The sequence below is a fragment of the Pseudomonas sp. BLCC-B112 genome (assembly GCF_028550695.1).
Taxonomy (GTDB): domain Bacteria; phylum Pseudomonadota; class Gammaproteobacteria; order Pseudomonadales; family Pseudomonadaceae; genus Aquipseudomonas; species Aquipseudomonas danubii.
The window spans coordinates 181,260-197,007 of the sequence record NZ_JAQQGK010000003.1 but is presented as its reverse complement, the minus strand read 5'-3'; the positions used below and the strand labels follow the sequence as shown (position 1 = coordinate 197,007).

General features: G+C 60.0%; 14 protein-coding genes. 5 read left to right on the top strand and 9 right to left on the bottom strand.

The features are described 5' to 3' along the window. Nucleotides 1-35: 35 nt before the first annotated feature. From cysG to PQT43_RS09795, 6 genes are all read right to left on the bottom strand, one after another. Complete coding sequence (gene cysG / locus PQT43_RS09820; RefSeq protein ID WP_253164785.1) at nt 36-1,430, bottom strand: siroheme synthase CysG; 1,395 nt, start codon at nt 1,428-1,430, stop codon at nt 36-38. Beyond that, nucleotides 1,431-2,711: a serine--tRNA ligase gene (gene serS, locus PQT43_RS09815; RefSeq protein ID WP_102881778.1), complete on the bottom strand. Its 1,281-nt coding sequence runs from the start codon at nt 2,709-2,711 to the stop codon at nt 1,431-1,433. A 16-nt stretch (nt 2,712-2,727) separates the two neighbouring features. Then, the gene (crcB, locus tag PQT43_RS09810) at nt 2,728-3,102 is read right to left on the bottom strand and encodes a fluoride efflux transporter CrcB (RefSeq protein ID WP_041119048.1); all 375 of its coding nucleotides are present in this window, start codon (nt 3,100-3,102) and stop codon (nt 2,728-2,730) included. Then, complete coding sequence (locus tag PQT43_RS09805; protein ID WP_267268587.1) at nt 3,099-4,424, bottom strand: replication-associated recombination protein A; 1,326 nt, start codon at nt 4,422-4,424, stop codon at nt 3,099-3,101. Before PQT43_RS09805 ends, crcB begins: the two co-directional genes overlap by 4 nt. Before the next feature lie 33 nt (nt 4,425-4,457). Then, nucleotides 4,458-5,081 (bottom strand): outer membrane lipoprotein chaperone LolA, encoded by a 624-nt coding sequence (lolA, locus tag PQT43_RS09800; RefSeq protein ID WP_102881780.1) that lies wholly within the window; start codon nt 5,079-5,081, stop codon nt 4,458-4,460. A 68-nt stretch (nt 5,082-5,149) separates the two neighbouring features. Continuing rightward, nucleotides 5,150-7,558, bottom strand: coding sequence for a DNA translocase FtsK (locus PQT43_RS09795; RefSeq protein ID WP_102881781.1), 2,409 nt, complete (start codon nt 7,556-7,558; stop codon nt 5,150-5,152). 295 nt (nt 7,559-7,853) lie between these two features. Here PQT43_RS09795 and trxB point away from each other — a divergent pair, with 295 nt between their 5' ends. The 4 genes from trxB to infA all read left to right on the top strand — a co-directional run bounded on the left by trxB (nt 7,854) and on the right by infA (nt 10,642). Beyond that, on the top strand, nt 7,854-8,804 hold the full coding sequence (trxB, locus tag PQT43_RS09790) for a thioredoxin-disulfide reductase (protein ID WP_267268589.1): 951 nt from the start codon (nt 7,854-7,856) through the stop codon (nt 8,802-8,804). A 72-nt stretch (nt 8,805-8,876) separates the two neighbouring features. Next, nucleotides 8,877-9,557, top strand: coding sequence for a leucyl/phenylalanyl-tRNA--protein transferase (gene aat, locus PQT43_RS09785; protein WP_267268590.1), 681 nt, complete (start codon nt 8,877-8,879; stop codon nt 9,555-9,557). 58 nt (nt 9,558-9,615) lie between these two features. Continuing rightward, nucleotides 9,616-10,323, top strand: a complete 708-nt coding sequence (locus PQT43_RS09780; protein ID WP_102864730.1) for an arginyltransferase — start codon at nt 9,616-9,618, stop codon at nt 10,321-10,323. Between the two features lie 100 nt (nt 10,324-10,423). Further along, nucleotides 10,424-10,642: a translation initiation factor IF-1 gene (gene infA / locus PQT43_RS09775; RefSeq protein WP_002553999.1), complete on the top strand. Its 219-nt coding sequence runs from the start codon at nt 10,424-10,426 to the stop codon at nt 10,640-10,642. Between the two features lie 136 nt (nt 10,643-10,778). Here infA and clpA read toward each other — a convergent pair whose 3' ends face one another. Both clpA and clpS read right to left on the bottom strand, forming a co-directional pair. After that, nucleotides 10,779-13,049 (bottom strand): ATP-dependent Clp protease ATP-binding subunit ClpA, encoded by a 2,271-nt coding sequence (clpA, locus tag PQT43_RS09770; protein ID WP_102864729.1) that lies wholly within the window; start codon nt 13,047-13,049, stop codon nt 10,779-10,781. Between the two features lie 29 nt (nt 13,050-13,078). Beyond that, the gene (gene clpS, locus PQT43_RS09765) at nt 13,079-13,441 is read right to left on the bottom strand and encodes an ATP-dependent Clp protease adapter ClpS (protein WP_011062173.1); all 363 of its coding nucleotides are present in this window, start codon (nt 13,439-13,441) and stop codon (nt 13,079-13,081) included. 224 nt (nt 13,442-13,665) lie between these two features. Between clpS and cspD the strand changes: the two genes are divergently transcribed. Next, nucleotides 13,666-13,923, top strand: a complete 258-nt coding sequence (cspD, locus tag PQT43_RS09760) for a cold shock domain-containing protein CspD (protein ID WP_102864728.1) — start codon at nt 13,666-13,668, stop codon at nt 13,921-13,923. Between the two features lie 79 nt (nt 13,924-14,002). Here cspD and icd read toward each other — a convergent pair whose 3' ends face one another. Further along, on the bottom strand, nt 14,003-15,259 hold the full coding sequence (gene icd / locus PQT43_RS09755) for an NADP-dependent isocitrate dehydrogenase (protein ID WP_102864727.1): 1,257 nt from the start codon (nt 15,257-15,259) through the stop codon (nt 14,003-14,005). Nucleotides 15,260-15,748: the final 489 nt, after the last annotated feature.

Sequence of the window (15,748 nt, the reverse complement as noted above, 5' to 3'; positions counted from 1 at the left end):
CGATCCTGTAGGAGTCGGCTTGCCGGCGAAGCTTTTCAGACCTCGGACTGAGCGCCTTCGAACCAGGCCAGCTTCTCGCGTAGCTGGACCACTTCGCCAACGATCACCAGGGTCGGGGCATGTACTTCGTGTTCCGCCACCAGCGTCGGCAGGTTGGCCAGGGTGCCGGTGAAGACTCGCTGGTTGCTGGTGGTGCCCTGCTGAACCAGGGCCGCCGGCGTGTCGGCGCTGCGACCGTGCTTGATCAGTTGCTCGCAGATGGTCGGCAAACCCACCAGGCCCATGTAGAACACCAGGGTCTGGGCCGGTGCCACCAGGTCGCTCCAAGGCAGGTTGCTGGTGCCGTCCTTGAGGTGACCGGTGACGAAGCGCACCGACTGCGCGTAGTCGCGGTGAGTCAGGGGAATCCCGGCATAGGCCGAGCAACCACTGGCTGCGGTAATCCCCGGCACCACCTGGAATGGAATGCCGTGGGCCGCCAGTTCTTCGATCTCTTCGCCGCCACGGCCAAAGATGAACGGATCGCCACCCTTGAGCCGCACCACGCGCTTGCCTTGCCGGGCCAGGTTCACCAGTTGCTGGTTGATCTGCTCCTGAGGCACGGCATGATTGGCGCGGCGCTTGCCAACGTAGATGCGCTCGGCATCGCGGCGGCACAGGTCGAGAATCGCCGGTGCCACCAGACGGTCGTAGAGCACCACGTCGGCCTGTTGCATCAGGCGCAGGGCGCGAAAGGTCAGCAGGTCCGGATCACCCGGGCCCGCGCCCACCAGATACACCTCGCCCGTCGCTTGAGGCGCCTTGCCGGCAATCTTGGCCTGCAACAGACGCTCGGCTTCCGCACCCTGCCCCGCCAGTTGGCGATCGGCGATGGGGCCCTGGAACACGTCTTCCCAAAACGCCCGGCGCTGCTGCACATCCGGAAACAGGCCTTTGACCTGTGCCCGAAAACGCGCCGCCAACCCGGCCAACTGGCCATAAGTGGAGGGAATCCAGGTTTCCAGCTTGGCCCGGATCAACCGCGCCAGCACCGGTGCATCGCCGCCGCTGGAGACCGCGATGACCAGCGGCGAACGGTCGACGATAGCGGGAAAGATCACGCTGCACAGGGCCGGCGCGTCCACCACATTGACCGGGACGCAACGCCGATGGGCATCGGCGGAAACCTGGGCATTGAGGGATTCGTCGTCGGTGGCGGCGATGATCAGGGTGCAGCCGTCGAGGTCGGCCTCGACATACCCGCGCAGCAGGGACTCACCGCCGCTGGCGACGATCAGTTCCTGCAATTGCGCTTCTATTTCAGGTGCGACCACTCGCAGCTGCGCACCGGCATCGGCCAGCAGACGGGATTTGCGCAAGGCAATCTCCCCTCCACCGACCACCAACACACGACTGCCGCGAAGGTTGTGAAACAGCGGCAGATATTCCATTTAGCCGATGACCTCAAGGCCGCCCATGTAAGGCTTCAGCACGTCCGGCACACGGATCGAGCCGTCGGCCTGCTGGTAGTTCTCCAGCACCGCCACCAGGGTGCGGCCCACGGCCAGGCCGGAACCGTTGAGGGTGTGCACCAGCTCCGGCTTGCCGGTTTCCGGGTTGCGGAAGCGTGCCTGCATGCGACGGGCCTGGAAGTCGCCGCAGTTGGAGCACGAGGAGATCTCGCGGTACTTGTCCTGGCTCGGCACCCAGACTTCCAGGTCGTAGGTCTTGACCGCGCTGAAGCCCATGTCGCCGGTGCACAGGGCCAGTACGCGGTACGGCAGTTGCAGCAGTTGCAGGACCTTTTCGGCGTTGGCGGTCAGGCCTTCCAGGGCTTCCATCGAAGTCGACGGCTCGACCACCTGGACCATCTCGACCTTGTCGAACTGGTGCTGGCGGATCATGCCGCGGGTGTCGCGGCCCGAAGCACCGGCTTCACTGCGAAAGCACGGGGTGTGGGCGACGAACTTCAGCGGCAGTTGCTTCGGATCGAGGATCTCGCCAGCAACGATGTTGGTCAGGGACACTTCGGCGGTCGGGATCAGGTACAGATCGGCTTCGCCTTCGCGAGTGATCTTGAACAGGTCTTCCTCGAACTTCGGCAGCTGGCTGGTGCCCACCAGGGCCGGAGCCTGCACCAGATACGGAGTGTAGGCCTCTTCGTAGCCGTGCTCGCCGGTGTGCAGGTTGATCATGAACTGCGCCAGGGCGCGGTGCAGACGGGCGATAGGGCCGCGCAACAGGGCGAAGCGCGCGCCGGACAGCTTGGCCGCGGTTTCAAAATCCAGCCAGCCGTGGGTTTCGCCCAGGGCCACGTGGTCCTTGATCGGGAAGTCGAAGGTGGTCGGGGTGCCCCAGCGGCGCACTTCAACGTTGCCGTCTTCGTCTTCGCCGACCGGCACCGATTCGTGAGGCAGGTTGGGAATGCCGAACAGGATCGAATCCAGTTCGCTCTGGATGTTTTCCAGCTCCACCTTGCCGGTGCTCAGCTCGTTCCCCATGCGCTCAACGTCGGCCATCAGCGGGGCGATGTCTTCGCCGCGTTGCTTGGCCTGGCCGATGGACTTGGAGCGCGCGTTACGTTCAGCCTGCAGTTGCTCGGTGCGGGTCTGCACGGTCTTGCGCTGTTCTTCCAGCGCTTCGATGCGTGCCACATCCAGGGCAAAGCCGCGGGATGCCAGACGATCCGCTACGTCCTGGAGGTTGCTACGTAACAGTTTGGAATCGAGCATGTCGTTCTCTCGTTTATCAAAGTTTGGTCAAGGACAGGCCGGCCCAGGTAGCAAGCAGCCCGCCGAATACGCTCAGTGCCGCATAGCCCAGGGCCAGCGCCACTTGTCCGCTTTCCAGCAGACGCACGGTATCCAGTGAAAAGGATGAAAAAGTCGTCAGGCCACCGAGGAAGCCCACTATCAAACCGGCACGCACTTCGATCGGCACTTCCGGACGGACCAGGAACAGTCCGTACAACACGCCGATCAGCAAGCAGCCCACGATATTAACGGCCAGCGTCGCGGTATAGAAGTGCCGCGGCCAATTGGCGTTGATCCAGTTGCCCGTGGTGAAGCGCAACAGGGTACCGGCCACGCCGCCGGCGGAAACTGCGAGGATCAGGGGGATCAAGGTTTTCTCCGCTGCAGGGGGCTGGCCCGGTCCAGGGCGGCCAGGTGCTTGAGCTTCTCGCCGATCTTCAGTTCCAGGCCACGGGGCACCGGCTGGTAGAGCGGCAAGGGTTCGAGTTCTTCGGGAAAGTAATCTTCACCGGCGGCGTAGGCATCCGGCTCGTCGTGGGCGTAGCGGTACTCGTCGCCGTAACCCAACTGCTTCATCAGCTTGGTCGGGGCGTTGCGCAGATGGATCGGCACTTCCAGGGAACCGTGCTCGGCAGCGGCGCGCATGGCGGCCTTGAAGCCCATGTACACGGCGTTGCTTTTCGGCGCACAGGCCAGGTAGGTAATGGCCTGGGCCACCGCCAGCTCGCCTTCGGGGCTGCCCAGGCGCTCCTGCACATCCCAGGCCGCCAGGCACAGGCTCAGCGCCCGCGGGTCGGCGTTGCCGATGTCTTCGCTGGCCATGCGCACCACGCGCCGGGCCAGATACAGCGGGTCGCAACCGCCATCAAGCATGCGTGCAAACCAATACAGGGCGCCGTCGGGGTTGGAGCCGCGCACTGATTTGTGCAACGCGGAAATCTGGTCATAGAACGCCTCGCCGCCCTTGTCGAAACGGCGGCGGGTATCCCCTAACAGGCTTTGCAACAGATCGACACTGATCTCGCCGCCGTCTTCGGCCAGGTCCGAGGCGTTCTCCAGCAGATTGAGCATGCGCCGGCCATCGCCATCGGCCGCCGCCAGCAGCATCTGGAAGCCCTCGTCGCTCAGGCTCAACTGGCGCTTGCCCAGACCGCGCTCCTCGGTCAGGGCGCGCTGTACCAGGGTGCCCAGGGCCGCTTCATCCAGGCTCTTGAGCACATAGACCCGGGCCCGGGAGAGCAAGGCGTTGTTGAGTTCGAAGGACGGGTTTTCCGTGGTGGCGCCGATAAAAATCAGCGTGCCGTCTTCCACGTAGGGCAGGAAGGCATCCTGCTGGGACTTGTTGAAACGGTGCACTTCATCGACGAAAAGGATGGTCCGCCGCCCGTATTGCCCGGCCTGCTGCTTGGCGATTTCCACCGCCTGGCGGATCTCCTTGACCCCGGCCAGCACAGCCGAGACGGTTTCGAAGTGAGCATCCGAGACTTCCGCCAGCAGCCGCGCCAGGGTGGTCTTACCCACTCCCGGAGGGCCCCAGAAGATCATCGAATGCAGGGCACCCTGCTCCAAGGCCTCACGCAGCGGCTTGCCCCGAGCCAGCAGGTGCTGCTGACCGACGTACTCGTCCAGGTTGGTCGCACGCAAGCGTGCGGCCAGTGGCTGGGCGATCGGGGCACTACGAAACAGGTCCATGGACTACCTTCGAAACCTTGCGGTTGCGGCTGCTTACTCTTGGATCACATCGGCACCCTTGGGGATGTCGAACTTGAACTTGGACGCCGGGATCGCTTCGTTGGCCTTGACCCCGGTGAACAGGATATTGGTGCGCTGGCCGACGCTGTCGATCAACTGCATGTCGTTGATCATGCCGTTGCGAAACGACAGACGCAGGCTGTCGAACAGGGTGTCGCGGGTTTTCGGCTTGAGGGTGAAGTCCATCACACCACCGGCCTCCTTGGAGGTGATGTCGAAGCTTTCGCTGATCTTCGACACGTCACCGGACAGTAGCAAGGCTGGGGTCTGGGTCAGGCGCTGGTCGAGCTTCTTGATGGTCACCTGCTCCAGGTCCGGGTCCCACAGGGAAACTTTCTGGCCGTCGGAAACCATCAGCTGTTCTTGTGGCGCATCGGTGTGCCAGTAGAACAGGCCTGGGCGCTGCAGGGACATCTCACCGGCGGTTTCCTGCAACTGGGTGCCGCTGCCGTCCAGGGTCAGCTGGGAGAAACGCGCGGTCAGGGTCTGGGACTTTTCCAGCAACTGGGTCAGGCGGGCCACATCTTTGGGGTCGGCGTGGGCCGACAGGGAGGTCACAGCCAGTACCGGCAGCAGCAACATGCGAATCAGGCGCATGGAATTCCTCATAAATTGGATGGGTATGCGAGCGGCGTGGCCTCACGCCGCTGAAAACGAAACAGGGATCAGTCGCGCATCGGGCCCGGCGCCAGCACTTCGCGGGAGCCGTTGGTGTTCATCGCCGTCACCACCCCGGCCATTTCCATGGCTTCGATCATCCGGGCAGCGCGGTTGTAGCCAATCTTCAGCTTGCGCTGTACCGCCGAGATCGAGGCCCGGCGGCTTTCCAGGACGAACTGCACGGCTTCGTCGTAGAGCGCGTCAGCTTCCGGATCATCACCGTCGCCACCGCCGCTACTGCCTTCGAAACCGCTGCCCGCCTCTTCGACACCGTTGAGGATGTCGTCGTTGTATTCCGGCGCGCCCCGCAGCTTCCAGGCCTCCACCACGCGGTGCACTTCATCGTCGGAGACGAAGGCGCCGTGGACGCGAATCGGCAGACTGGTGCCCGGTGGCATGTAGAGCATGTCACCGTGGCCCAGCAGCTGTTCGGCGCCGCCCTGGTCGATGATGGTCCGCGAGTCGATCTTGCTCGACACCTGGAACGCCATGCGCGTCGGGATGTTGGCCTTGATCAGGCCAGTGATCACGTCCACCGACGGCCGCTGGGTCGCGAGAATCAAGTGGATACCGGCGGCTCGGGCCTTCTGGGCGATACGGGCGATCAGTTCTTCGACCTTCTTGCCGACGATCATCATCATGTCGGCAAATTCGTCCACCACCACCACGATGGTCGGCAGCTTGGTCAGCAGCGGCGCTTCGTCGTGGATGCTTTCGCGGTTGTACAGCGGGTCCGCCAGCGGCGTGCCGGCTTCGATGGCTTCCTTGACCTTGGCGTTGAAGCCCGAAAGGTTGCGCACGCCCATCTTGGCCATGAGCTTGTAGCGGCGCTCCATCTCCGCCACGCTCCAGCGCAGGGCGTTGGCCGCGTCCTTCATGTCGGTGACCACCGGGCACAGCAGGTGCGGAATGCCTTCGTAGATCGACAGTTCGAGCATCTTCGGGTCGATCATGATCAGCTTGGCGTCTTCCGGGCCGGACTTGAACAGGATCGACAGGATCATCGCGTTGACCCCCACCGACTTACCGGAACCGGTGGTACCGGCCACCAGCAGGTGAGGCATTTTCGCCAGGTCGGTGATGATCGGCTTGCCGCCGATGTCGTGACCCAGGGCCAGGGTGACCGGGGATTTGAAGTTGTCGTATTCCGGGGTCGAGAGCACTTCGGAGAAGCGCACGATCTGCCGATCTTCGTTGGGGATCTCGATGCCCACGGTGGTCTTGCCGGGAATCACTTCCACCACGCGCACACTGGTCACCGCCAGGGAACGCGCCAGGTCCTTGGCCAGGTTGGCGATACGGCTGACTTTCACCCCGGCCGCCGGCTGGATTTCGTAACGGGTAATCACTGGACCGGGATGGATGGAATCCACCGCAACTTCGACGCCGAACTCCTTGAGCTTGATTTCCAGCAGATGGCCGACGGCCGCCAGGGATTCGGGGGAGTAATTGAGCTGTTTCTTTTCCGCCGGATCGAGGATCGAGATCGGCGGCAAGGTGCCTTCCACCGCGCTGTCGACGAACAGCGGCGCTTGCTTCTCTTTCTGCACCCGCTTGCTCGGCTCCGGCGCCTTGGTGACCACCGGAGTGATCACCGGTGGCACCTGCTTCTCGCGCTCGGACATGTGCTTGCTCAAGGCCTGTTCGCGCTCGATAAGACGCTCCTTGACCTTGGCCTGCTCGCGCTTGTCGGCAATGCTCGGGGACACCACCTCATCGACCCGGGCATCCACTTCGCGCAATTGCGCCACCAGTTGCTTGCGCTCGACGCGAGCATCCCACCAACGATTGGCAGCGCTCTGGAACAGTTCGAACAGGTCAAGTGTGATCTTGCCTGTGACGTCCATCACCTTGAACCACGACAGGTCGGTGAACACCGTCAGGCCGAACAGGAACAGGGCAATGAACATCAGGGTACTGCCCTGCACGTTCAGTGCATTCTTGGCCAGGTCGCCCAGGCTCTCGCCCAGAGCACCACCGGCACCGGCCGGCAGGCCCGTGGCAGCATGGAAGTGAATATGTGCCAAGGCAGCGCCGGACAGCACCAGGAACACCAGGCCAATCAGCCGCCAGGAAAACAGCCAGCCGCTCCACTGCCAGGGTTCATGGCGCTGGCGGAAGATCTGGTAAGTCTTGATCGCCAACAACAACGGGAAGATATAGGCGAAGTAACCCAACACCATAAACAGGATATCGGCGCTGTAAGAGCCTGCGGGACCGCCGAAGTTCTGCACATCTTCGATCTTGCTGTTATGACTCCAACCCGGATCATCTTTACCGTAGGTCAGAAGTGCCATCATCAAGAACAGGCACAGGGCTCCAATGGCGATCAATGCACCTTCCTTGAGCCGGTAGTGCAATTGCTGACGCCAGAGCGGAACAACAGGTTTAGGTGCTGCGGTGGATTTCTTCAAAACGCGTCTTTTCCTGCGCCATAAGCGCGTCCAACGGGTGATTGACTACAAGATACTGCTCAATCCGAGCAGGTAAATAAAGTTGACCGGCGTAACTGGGGCTACTTTTAACACTCTGCCCCTTGCTTCTGAAACGGTGCAATTCTGAATAAGCCTGGTACATCGTCGTATTGTACGGGTTTGTTCACACCATGCCACGTCAGAACAGTCTGTTAAGCATAGCCAATTGCGTAATACGCACTGTTCAATTGGAGCATGCATTCTCTTTTGTGACAAAGGCTTATGAGGTGTTTTTATGAACCAAGCGAAGCATTCACGCCTGATCATTCTGGGCTCTGGCCCTGCCGGTTACAGCGCCGCCGTTTATGCCGCGCGTGCCAACCTCAAACCGACAGTGATCACCGGCTTGCAAGCCGGTGGCCAACTGACCACCACCACCGACGTCGACAACTGGCCTGGTGACGTCGAAGGCCTGACCGGCCCGGTGCTGATGGAGCGCATGCAGAAACACGCGGAGCGCTTCGACACCCAGATCGTCTATGACCACATCCACACCGCTCAGTTGCAGCAACGGCCGTTTATCCTCATCGGCGACAGCGGCACCTACAGTTGCGACGCGCTGATCATCGCCACCGGCGCGTCGGCGCAGTACTTGGGTCTGCCATCGGAAGAAGCGTTTGCCGGCAAAGGGGTTTCCGCCTGCGCCACCTGCGACGGCTTTTTCTATCGCAATCAGGTGGTGGCCGTGGTGGGTGGTGGCAATACCGCCGTGGAAGAGGCCCTGTACCTGTCCAACATCGCCAAGGAAGTGCACCTGGTGCACCGCCGCGACAAGCTCCGCGCAGAGAAAATCCTCCAGGACAAACTGTTCGACAAGGCCACCAACGGCAATATCCGCCTGCATTGGAACCAGCATCTGGACGAGGTGCTGGGTGATGCCAGCGGCGTGACCGGCGCCCGCCTCAAGGACAGCCACAGCGGAGAAACCAAGGATCTGACACTGGCCGGGGTGTTTATCGCCATCGGCCACAAGCCCAATACAGAGCTGTTCCAGGGACAACTGGAGATGCGCGACGGCTACCTGCTGATCAAGGGTGGCAGCGAAGGCAATGCCACCGCCACCGGCATCCCGGGAGTATTCGCCGCCGGCGATGTGGCCGATCACGTCTACCGCCAGGCCATTACGTCCGCCGGTGCCGGCTGCATGGCAGCTCTGGATGCAGAAAAATTCCTCGACGACAACTAAGCCCTCGCCCTACGCTTGTGGCGGGCCATCATCGGCCTGCCACCGCCCTCCCCTGCCGTAAGTCTGGATGCCATGCTGACCTGGTTACAACGCAACAAGCTTGATTTCCCCCCATTGGAAAAGGCCATGCGCGAGCCCAACGGGCTGCTGGCTGCGGGCGGTGATCTGTCCGCCGATCGCCTGATTCAGGCCTATCGTCACGGCTGCTTCCCTTGGTTTTCCGAGGGTCAGCCGATCCTCTGGTGGTCCCCTGACCCACGCACCGTGCTACTGCCGGACGAGCTGCATGTCTCCCGCAGCCTGGGCAAGCTGTTGCGCAAACAGCGCTATCAAGTGACGTTCGACCAGGACTTCGCTGCGGTCATCAGCGCCTGCGCAGCACCTCGGTCTTATGCCGACGGCACCTGGATCAGCGAGGCGATGCAACAGGCCTATTTGCAATTGCATCAGCGCGGCTATGCCCATTCGGTGGAAGTCTGGGATCAAGGCATGTTGGTGGGAGGGCTATACGGCCTGGCCATGGGCCAACTGTTTTTTGGCGAATCGATGTTCAGCCGTGCCGACAACGCCTCGAAATTCGGATTCGCCACTCTGGTACAGCATCTGAAGGAGTGGGGATTTGTATTGATCGACTGCCAGATGCCTACCGAGCATCTGCACAGCCTGGGTGCGCGCTCCATTTCCCGACCCGAGTTCGCCGACTACCTCGCGCGTCACCTGGATCAGCCGAGCCGCGCCATATGGGTTTCCTAGGCGGGTTTGACGGCTGTGGCTTACACTTAATTTCAAAGCTTATTCCGAGGGTTGACTCATGACCGAGTTGGCGCGCCTGAAGTTTTATGCCACTCAACCCCATTCTTGCAGCTACCTGCCCGACGAACAGGCCACCACCTTGTTCCTCGATCCCAGCCAGCCCATGGACGTGCATGTCTACGCAGATCTGTCGGAAATGGGGTTTCGTCGCAGCGGCGATCACCTGTACCGCCCCCACTGCCAAAACTGCAACGCTTGCGTCCCGGCGCGCATTCCAGTGGCGCAGTTCCTACCCAATCGTCAGCAAAAACGCATTCTCAAACGCAACAGCGACCTGAGCGTACAAGCGGCCAAACCTGGCTTCAGCGAAGAGTACTTCGACCTTTACCAACGCTACATCGAGCAACGCCACGCCGACGGCGACATGTTCCCCCCCAGCCGCGACCAGTTCTCGACCTTCCTGGTGCGTGACCTGCCGTTTTCCCGCTTCTACGAGTTCCGCCTGGAGGGGCGCCTGCTGGCGGTGGCCGTTACCGACCTATTGCCCAACGGGCTTTCGGCGGTCTACACCTTCTATGAACCCGATGAAGAGCGCCGCAGCCTGGGGCGCTACGCGATCCTCTGGCAAATCGGCGAAACCCTGCGCCTGGGGCTGGACGCGGTGTACCTCGGCTACTGGATCAAAAACTGCAAAAAGATGAACTACAAGACCCAATATCGCCCCATAGAGCTGCTGGTTAACCAGAGATGGGTGATCCTCAACTAGAAGGTCTTGGCTTAAACCCCACTTTTCGGGCACAATGCACGCCGCTTTTGCCTGGCGCAGTTGCACCGGGCCATTCATTGGACACCGAGGGCTTTACTGCATGTCGAAAGAAGACAGCTTCGAAATGGAAGGCACTGTCGTCGACACCCTGCCCAACACCATGTTTCGTGTGGAGTTGGAAAATGGGCACGTCGTAACCGCGCATATTTCCGGCAAGATGCGCAAGAACTACATTCGTATTCTTACCGGTGACAAAGTGCGCGTCGAGCTGACGCCCTATGACTTGAGCAAAGGGCGCATCACTTACCGCGCTCGCTAAGCAAGTCAATACAAGACGCCCGGTTATGCCGGGCGTTTTTGTTCGCCTGCAAAAAACTGTTCAAACCCCATCAAATCCCAGATAGCACAAAGGCACCCTCCGGTGCCTTTGGCGGTACTGCTGCGTTACGCGGCCATCAAGCCATTTCCGCCGTGGTCTCGAAATCGAAGGTCAACTCGCCATCCTTGATGTCGATGTGTACCACACCGCCATGATCGGACAATTCGCCAAACAGGATCTCCTCGGCCAGGGGACGTTTGATCTTGTCCTGGATCAAACGCGCCATCGGGCGTGCACCCATGGCCACGTCGTAACCACCGGCGGCCAGCCAGCTGCGAGCAGCATCGGTCACTTCCAGCTGTACGCGCTTGTCTTCCAACTGCGCTTGAAGCTCGGTAAGGAACTTGTCCACCACGCTCTTGATCACTTCGTGACTCAGGCGACCGAACTGGATAATGGTGTCCAGACGGTTGCGGAACTCTGGCGTAAAGCTCTTCTTGATCACTTCCATGGCATCGGAAGAGTGATCCTGATGAGTGAAGCCGATAGAGGCTCGCGCCGCGGTTTCAGCACCGGCATTGGTGGTCATGATGACGATCACATTGCGGAAATCCGCCTTGCGCCCGTTGTTGTCGGTCAGGGTGCCGTGATCCATCACCTGCAGCAGCAGGTTGAAGACTTCCGGATGCGCCTTCTCGATTTCATCGAGCAGCAATACGCAATGCGGCTGCTTGGTGATCGCTTCGGTCAGCAAGCCACCCTGGTCGAAACCGACATAGCCGGGAGGCGCACCAATCAAGCGCGATACGGTGTGCCGCTCCATGTACTCGGACATGTCGAAGCGCACCAGTTCGATACCCATGGCCTTGGCCAACTGCCGAGCCGCTTCGGTCTTGCCGACACCGGTAGGACCGGCGAACAGGAACGAACCCACCGGCTTGTCCGGAGACTTCAGGCCCGCACGGGACAACTTGATGGCGGTAGACAGCGAATCAATCGCCGCATCCTGGCCAAACACCGTCAACTTGAGATCGCGCTCAAGGTTGCGCAGCAGCTCTTTATCGGAACTGGTGACATGTTTTGGCGGAATACGGGCAATTTTCGCCACGATATCCTCGACCTGAGCCACCTCGATGCGCTTCACGCGCTTCTCGGCCGGCTGCAGACGCTGGTAGGCGCCCGCCTCGTCGATGACGTCGATGGCCTTGTCCGGCATATGCCGGTCATTGATGTAGCGCGAAGCCAGTTCAGCCGCGGCACGCAGGGCTTCATCACTGTATTCGATGCTGTGATGCTGCTCGAAGCGACCTTTGAGACCGCGCAGGATACCAATGGTGTCCTCGACCGAAGGCTCGGACACATCGACCTTCTGGAAGCGCCGAGCCAGGGCCCGGTCCTTCTCGAAGATCCCACGGAATTCCTGGAAGGTGGTCGAACCGATGCAACGGATATCACCTGAGGACAGCAGCGGCTTGAGCAGATTCGAGGCATCCATTACCCCACCGGAGGCCGCACCGGCACCGATGATGGTATGAATCTCGTCAATGAACAGAATCGCCTGAGGACGCTTCTTCAATTCGCCCAGCAACGCCTTGAAGCGCTTCTCGAAATCGCCACGGTATTTGGTACCCGCCAGCAACGCCCCGAGATCCAGGGAGTAGACAACGCTGTTGGCCAACAGGTCTGGAACCTGATTGTCGACAATGCGCTTGGCCAAGCCTTCGGCAATGGCGGTCTTGCCCACACCCGCCTCACCCACCAACAACGGATTGTTCTTGCGTCGACGAGCGAGGATCTGCGCAACGCGCTCGACCTCCTGCTCGCGACCCACCAACGGATCAATCCGCCCTTGACGGGCCAATTCGTTGAGGTTGCTGGCATAGGCATCCAGAGGATTGCCCGAAGAAGACGACTCACCACCCTCTTCGTCCTGCATATCCTGTTCACCTTCAGAATGATCACCATGCCCAGGCACCTTGGAAATGCCATGGGCGATGTAATTGACCACATCGATACGGGCAACGCTCTGCTGCTTCAGCAGGAACACGGCCTGACTCTCTTGCTCACTGAAGATTGCCACCAGCACATTGGCGCCGGTGACTTCACGCTTGCCCGAGCTCTGTACATGAAAGACAGCACGTTGCAGCACACGCTGGAAACCCAGGGTTGGCTGAGTCTCGCGATCCTCGTCGTGCACAGGAATCAGCGGCGTGGTGGAGTCGATGAACTCCTGCAGGTCGTGCTTGAGTTTGTCGAGGTTTGCTCCGCAGGCACGTAAAACGGTGGCGGCGGCCTCATTATCCAAAAGAGCCAACAGAAGGTGCTCGACGGTCATGAATTCATGACGCTTCGAACGGGCCTCCTTGAAGGCGAGATTGAGGGTGACTTCGAGCTCGCGGTTTAACATAGCTTCACCTCATACCCAAGTGGTCGGCGTTAACCGTCCTTCTCGATTTCACAGAGTAGCGGATGCTGGCTTTCCCGGGCGTACTGGTTGACCTGCATGGCCTTGGTCTCGGCGATGTCGCGGGTAAACAATCCACACACTGCCCGCCCTTCGGTATGGACGGCCAGCATGACCTTGGTCGCCAGCTCGCGATTCAGGTTAAAAAACATCTCGAGCACTTCGACGACGAAATCCATCGGGGTGTAGTCATCGTTGAACAAAACCACCTTGTACATCGGCGGCGCCTGTAACGCAGGCTTAGCTTCCTGTACAGCCAAGCCAGCGGAATCGTCGTCGTGCAAGTCCGGGCGATCCTGATTGAATGTTAGTCGAATCTGGCTGATTGCATGCATGGAAAGAAAGGTTCGTCAGTTGTGCAAATACAGTGGTGGGGGCGCCCTGGACGGAATTCAACTCCGACCGCCGGGTCACCTTGACTATCGGCAAAACGGTGTTACAACCAATAGGGCCCACATTGGGTAATAAACGTCCGCGGCGTCAACCTTTTTACCAAGTTTGGCGGCGGATGAACTGGATGATACTCCAGTGATGGAGTCTGTTGCAGAGGGATATGAGTATGGCTAGCGGTAAGGTCAAGTGGTTCAACAATGCCAAGGGCTATGGCTTTATTAATGAGGAGGGCAAGACTGACGATCTGTTTGCCCATTACTCGGCCATCGATATGGATGGCTACAAGACCTTGAAAGCCGGGCAGGCAGTGAGCTTCGAGATCATCCAAGGCCCCAAGGGGCTGCATGCAATCAAAATCAGCGCCTTGAAGGTACCCGGCGAAATCGTCACCGCCGAGGTCCAGACCGAAAGCGCCCTGAGCTGATTCATCCAACATCCAGTCATAAAAAAACCGGCCGACTCAAGGGATTGAGTCGGCCGGTTTGCTTTCAGCCCAAATTCGCTTACATATGCGAGATCAGTGCATCACCGAATGCCGACGAAGACAGCAGGGTCGCTCCCTCCATCAGACGCTCGAAGTCATAAGTCACGGTCTTGGCCGAGATGGCGCCGTTGGTGCCCTTGATGATCAGGTCGGCCGCTTCGGTCCAGCCCATGTGGCGCAGCATCATCTCCGCGGAGAGAATCAGCGAACCCGGATTGACCTGGTCCTTGCCGGCATACTTGGGCGCGGTACCGTGGGTCGCTTCGAACATGGCCACGGTGTCAGAAAGGTTGGCACCCGGAGCGATACCGATACCACCCACTTCCGCCGCCAGGGCGTCGGACAGGTAGTCACCGTTGAGGTTGAGGGTGGCGATCACATCGTATTCGGCCGGGCGCAGCAGGATCTGCTGGAGCATGGCGTCAGCGATAGCATCCTTGACGATGACGTTCTTGCCGGTTTTCGGATTCTTGAACTGCATCCAAGGACCGCCGTCCAGCAGGGTTGCGCCGAACTCTTCAGCCGCCACTTCATAGGCCCACTCTTTGAAGGCACCTTCGGTGAACTTCATGATGTTGCCTTTGTGGACGATGGTCAGCGAGTCGCGGTCGTTATCCACTACATACTGCAGCGCCTTGCGCGCCAGACGCTTGGTGCCCTGCAGGGAAACCGGCTTGACGCCGATACCGCAGTTTTCGTCGAAACGGATCTTGGTGACGCCCATTTCTTCTTTAAGGAACTTGATGACCTTGGTGGCTTCTGCCGTACCGGCCTTCCATTCGATACCGGCGTAAATGTCTTCGGAGTTTTCACGGAAGATGGTCATGTCCACATCGCCAGGCTTTTTCACCGGGCTGGGCACGCCTTCGAACCAGCGCACCGGGCGCAGGCATACATACAGGTCCAACTGTTGACGCAGGGCCACGTTCAGGGAACGGATGCCACCACCGACCGGAGTGGTCAGCGGCCCCTTGATGGAAACCACGTAGTCCTTTACCGCGTCCAGGGTTTCCTGAGGCAGCCAGGTATCCTGGTCGTACACTTGAGTCGCTTTTTCCCCGGCATACACTTCCATCCAGGAAATCTTGCGTTCGCCGCCGTAAGCCTTCTTAACCGCAGCATCGACAACCTTGATCATGACCGGGCTGATATCAACACCAATACCGTCGCCTTCGATGAAAGGAATAATCGGGTTGTTAGGAACATTGAGAGAATGGTCTGCGTTGACGGTGATTTTGTCGCCGACTGCTGGAACCTGAATCTTCTTGTATCCCATGCTGAACTCCGTTGTGTGGATTGAACATCTGGCTGCGTTCGAGCGTAACCCAGTTGAATCTGGACGGGAACCTCATGTTCCACCCATATGCCGTGAAAGCTGCACAGTTCGCGGCCTACAAGCCTGAAAGCAAAGGGAAAAGTGCCAAAATCGAGCACCTCGAGCGACTCTACGCCTACCCCCCGCCTGCGACCTTTAGACCAATGGACGAGAACGGGCTCCTATGAAGCATCGGCGTTTTGCTAGCTACCTATGTATAATGCCGCCGCTGACCACAGAGTCACGACGGCCGAACGCTCTGCTACCGAAAAAAACAAGCCGAGAATGGCCGCCCAAAGCCGGGTTGTTACCGCAGCCCACCCGCTTGACGCTCGACTGATGCACCCAACATCACCGCGAAGAAACCTCGACATTCGGCTCATGGATGACCTTTGAACGAAAGCGCTTACCCGGCGCACCTCGAGTTTCTGCGCACGCTTTAGCAAAGAA

Coding starts and splice junctions, on each gene's coding strand:
- cysG (WP_253164785.1), bottom strand. CDS start 1,430: ATGGAATATCTGCCGCTGTTTCACAACCTTCGCGGCAGTCGTGTGTTG.
- serS (WP_102881778.1), bottom strand. CDS start 2,711: ATGCTCGATTCCAAACTGTTACGTAGCAACCTCCAGGACGTAGCGGAT.
- PQT43_RS09805 (WP_267268587.1), bottom strand. CDS start 4,424: ATGGACCTGTTTCGTAGTGCCCCGATCGCCCAGCCACTGGCCGCACGC.
- lolA (WP_102881780.1), bottom strand. CDS start 5,081: ATGCGCCTGATTCGCATGTTGCTGCTGCCGGTACTGGCTGTGACCTCC.
- trxB (WP_267268589.1), top strand. CDS start 7,854: ATGAACCAAGCGAAGCATTCACGCCTGATCATTCTGGGCTCTGGCCCT.
- aat (WP_267268590.1), top strand. CDS start 8,877: ATGCTGACCTGGTTACAACGCAACAAGCTTGATTTCCCCCCATTGGAA.
- PQT43_RS09780 (WP_102864730.1), top strand. CDS start 9,616: ATGACCGAGTTGGCGCGCCTGAAGTTTTATGCCACTCAACCCCATTCT.
- infA (WP_002553999.1), top strand. CDS start 10,424: ATGTCGAAAGAAGACAGCTTCGAAATGGAAGGCACTGTCGTCGACACC.
- clpA (WP_102864729.1), bottom strand. CDS start 13,049: ATGTTAAACCGCGAGCTCGAAGTCACCCTCAATCTCGCCTTCAAGGAG.
- clpS (WP_011062173.1), bottom strand. CDS start 13,441: ATGCATGCAATCAGCCAGATTCGACTAACATTCAATCAGGATCGCCCG.
- cspD (WP_102864728.1), top strand. CDS start 13,666: ATGGCTAGCGGTAAGGTCAAGTGGTTCAACAATGCCAAGGGCTATGGC.
- icd (WP_102864727.1), bottom strand. CDS start 15,259: ATGGGATACAAGAAGATTCAGGTTCCAGCAGTCGGCGACAAAATCACC.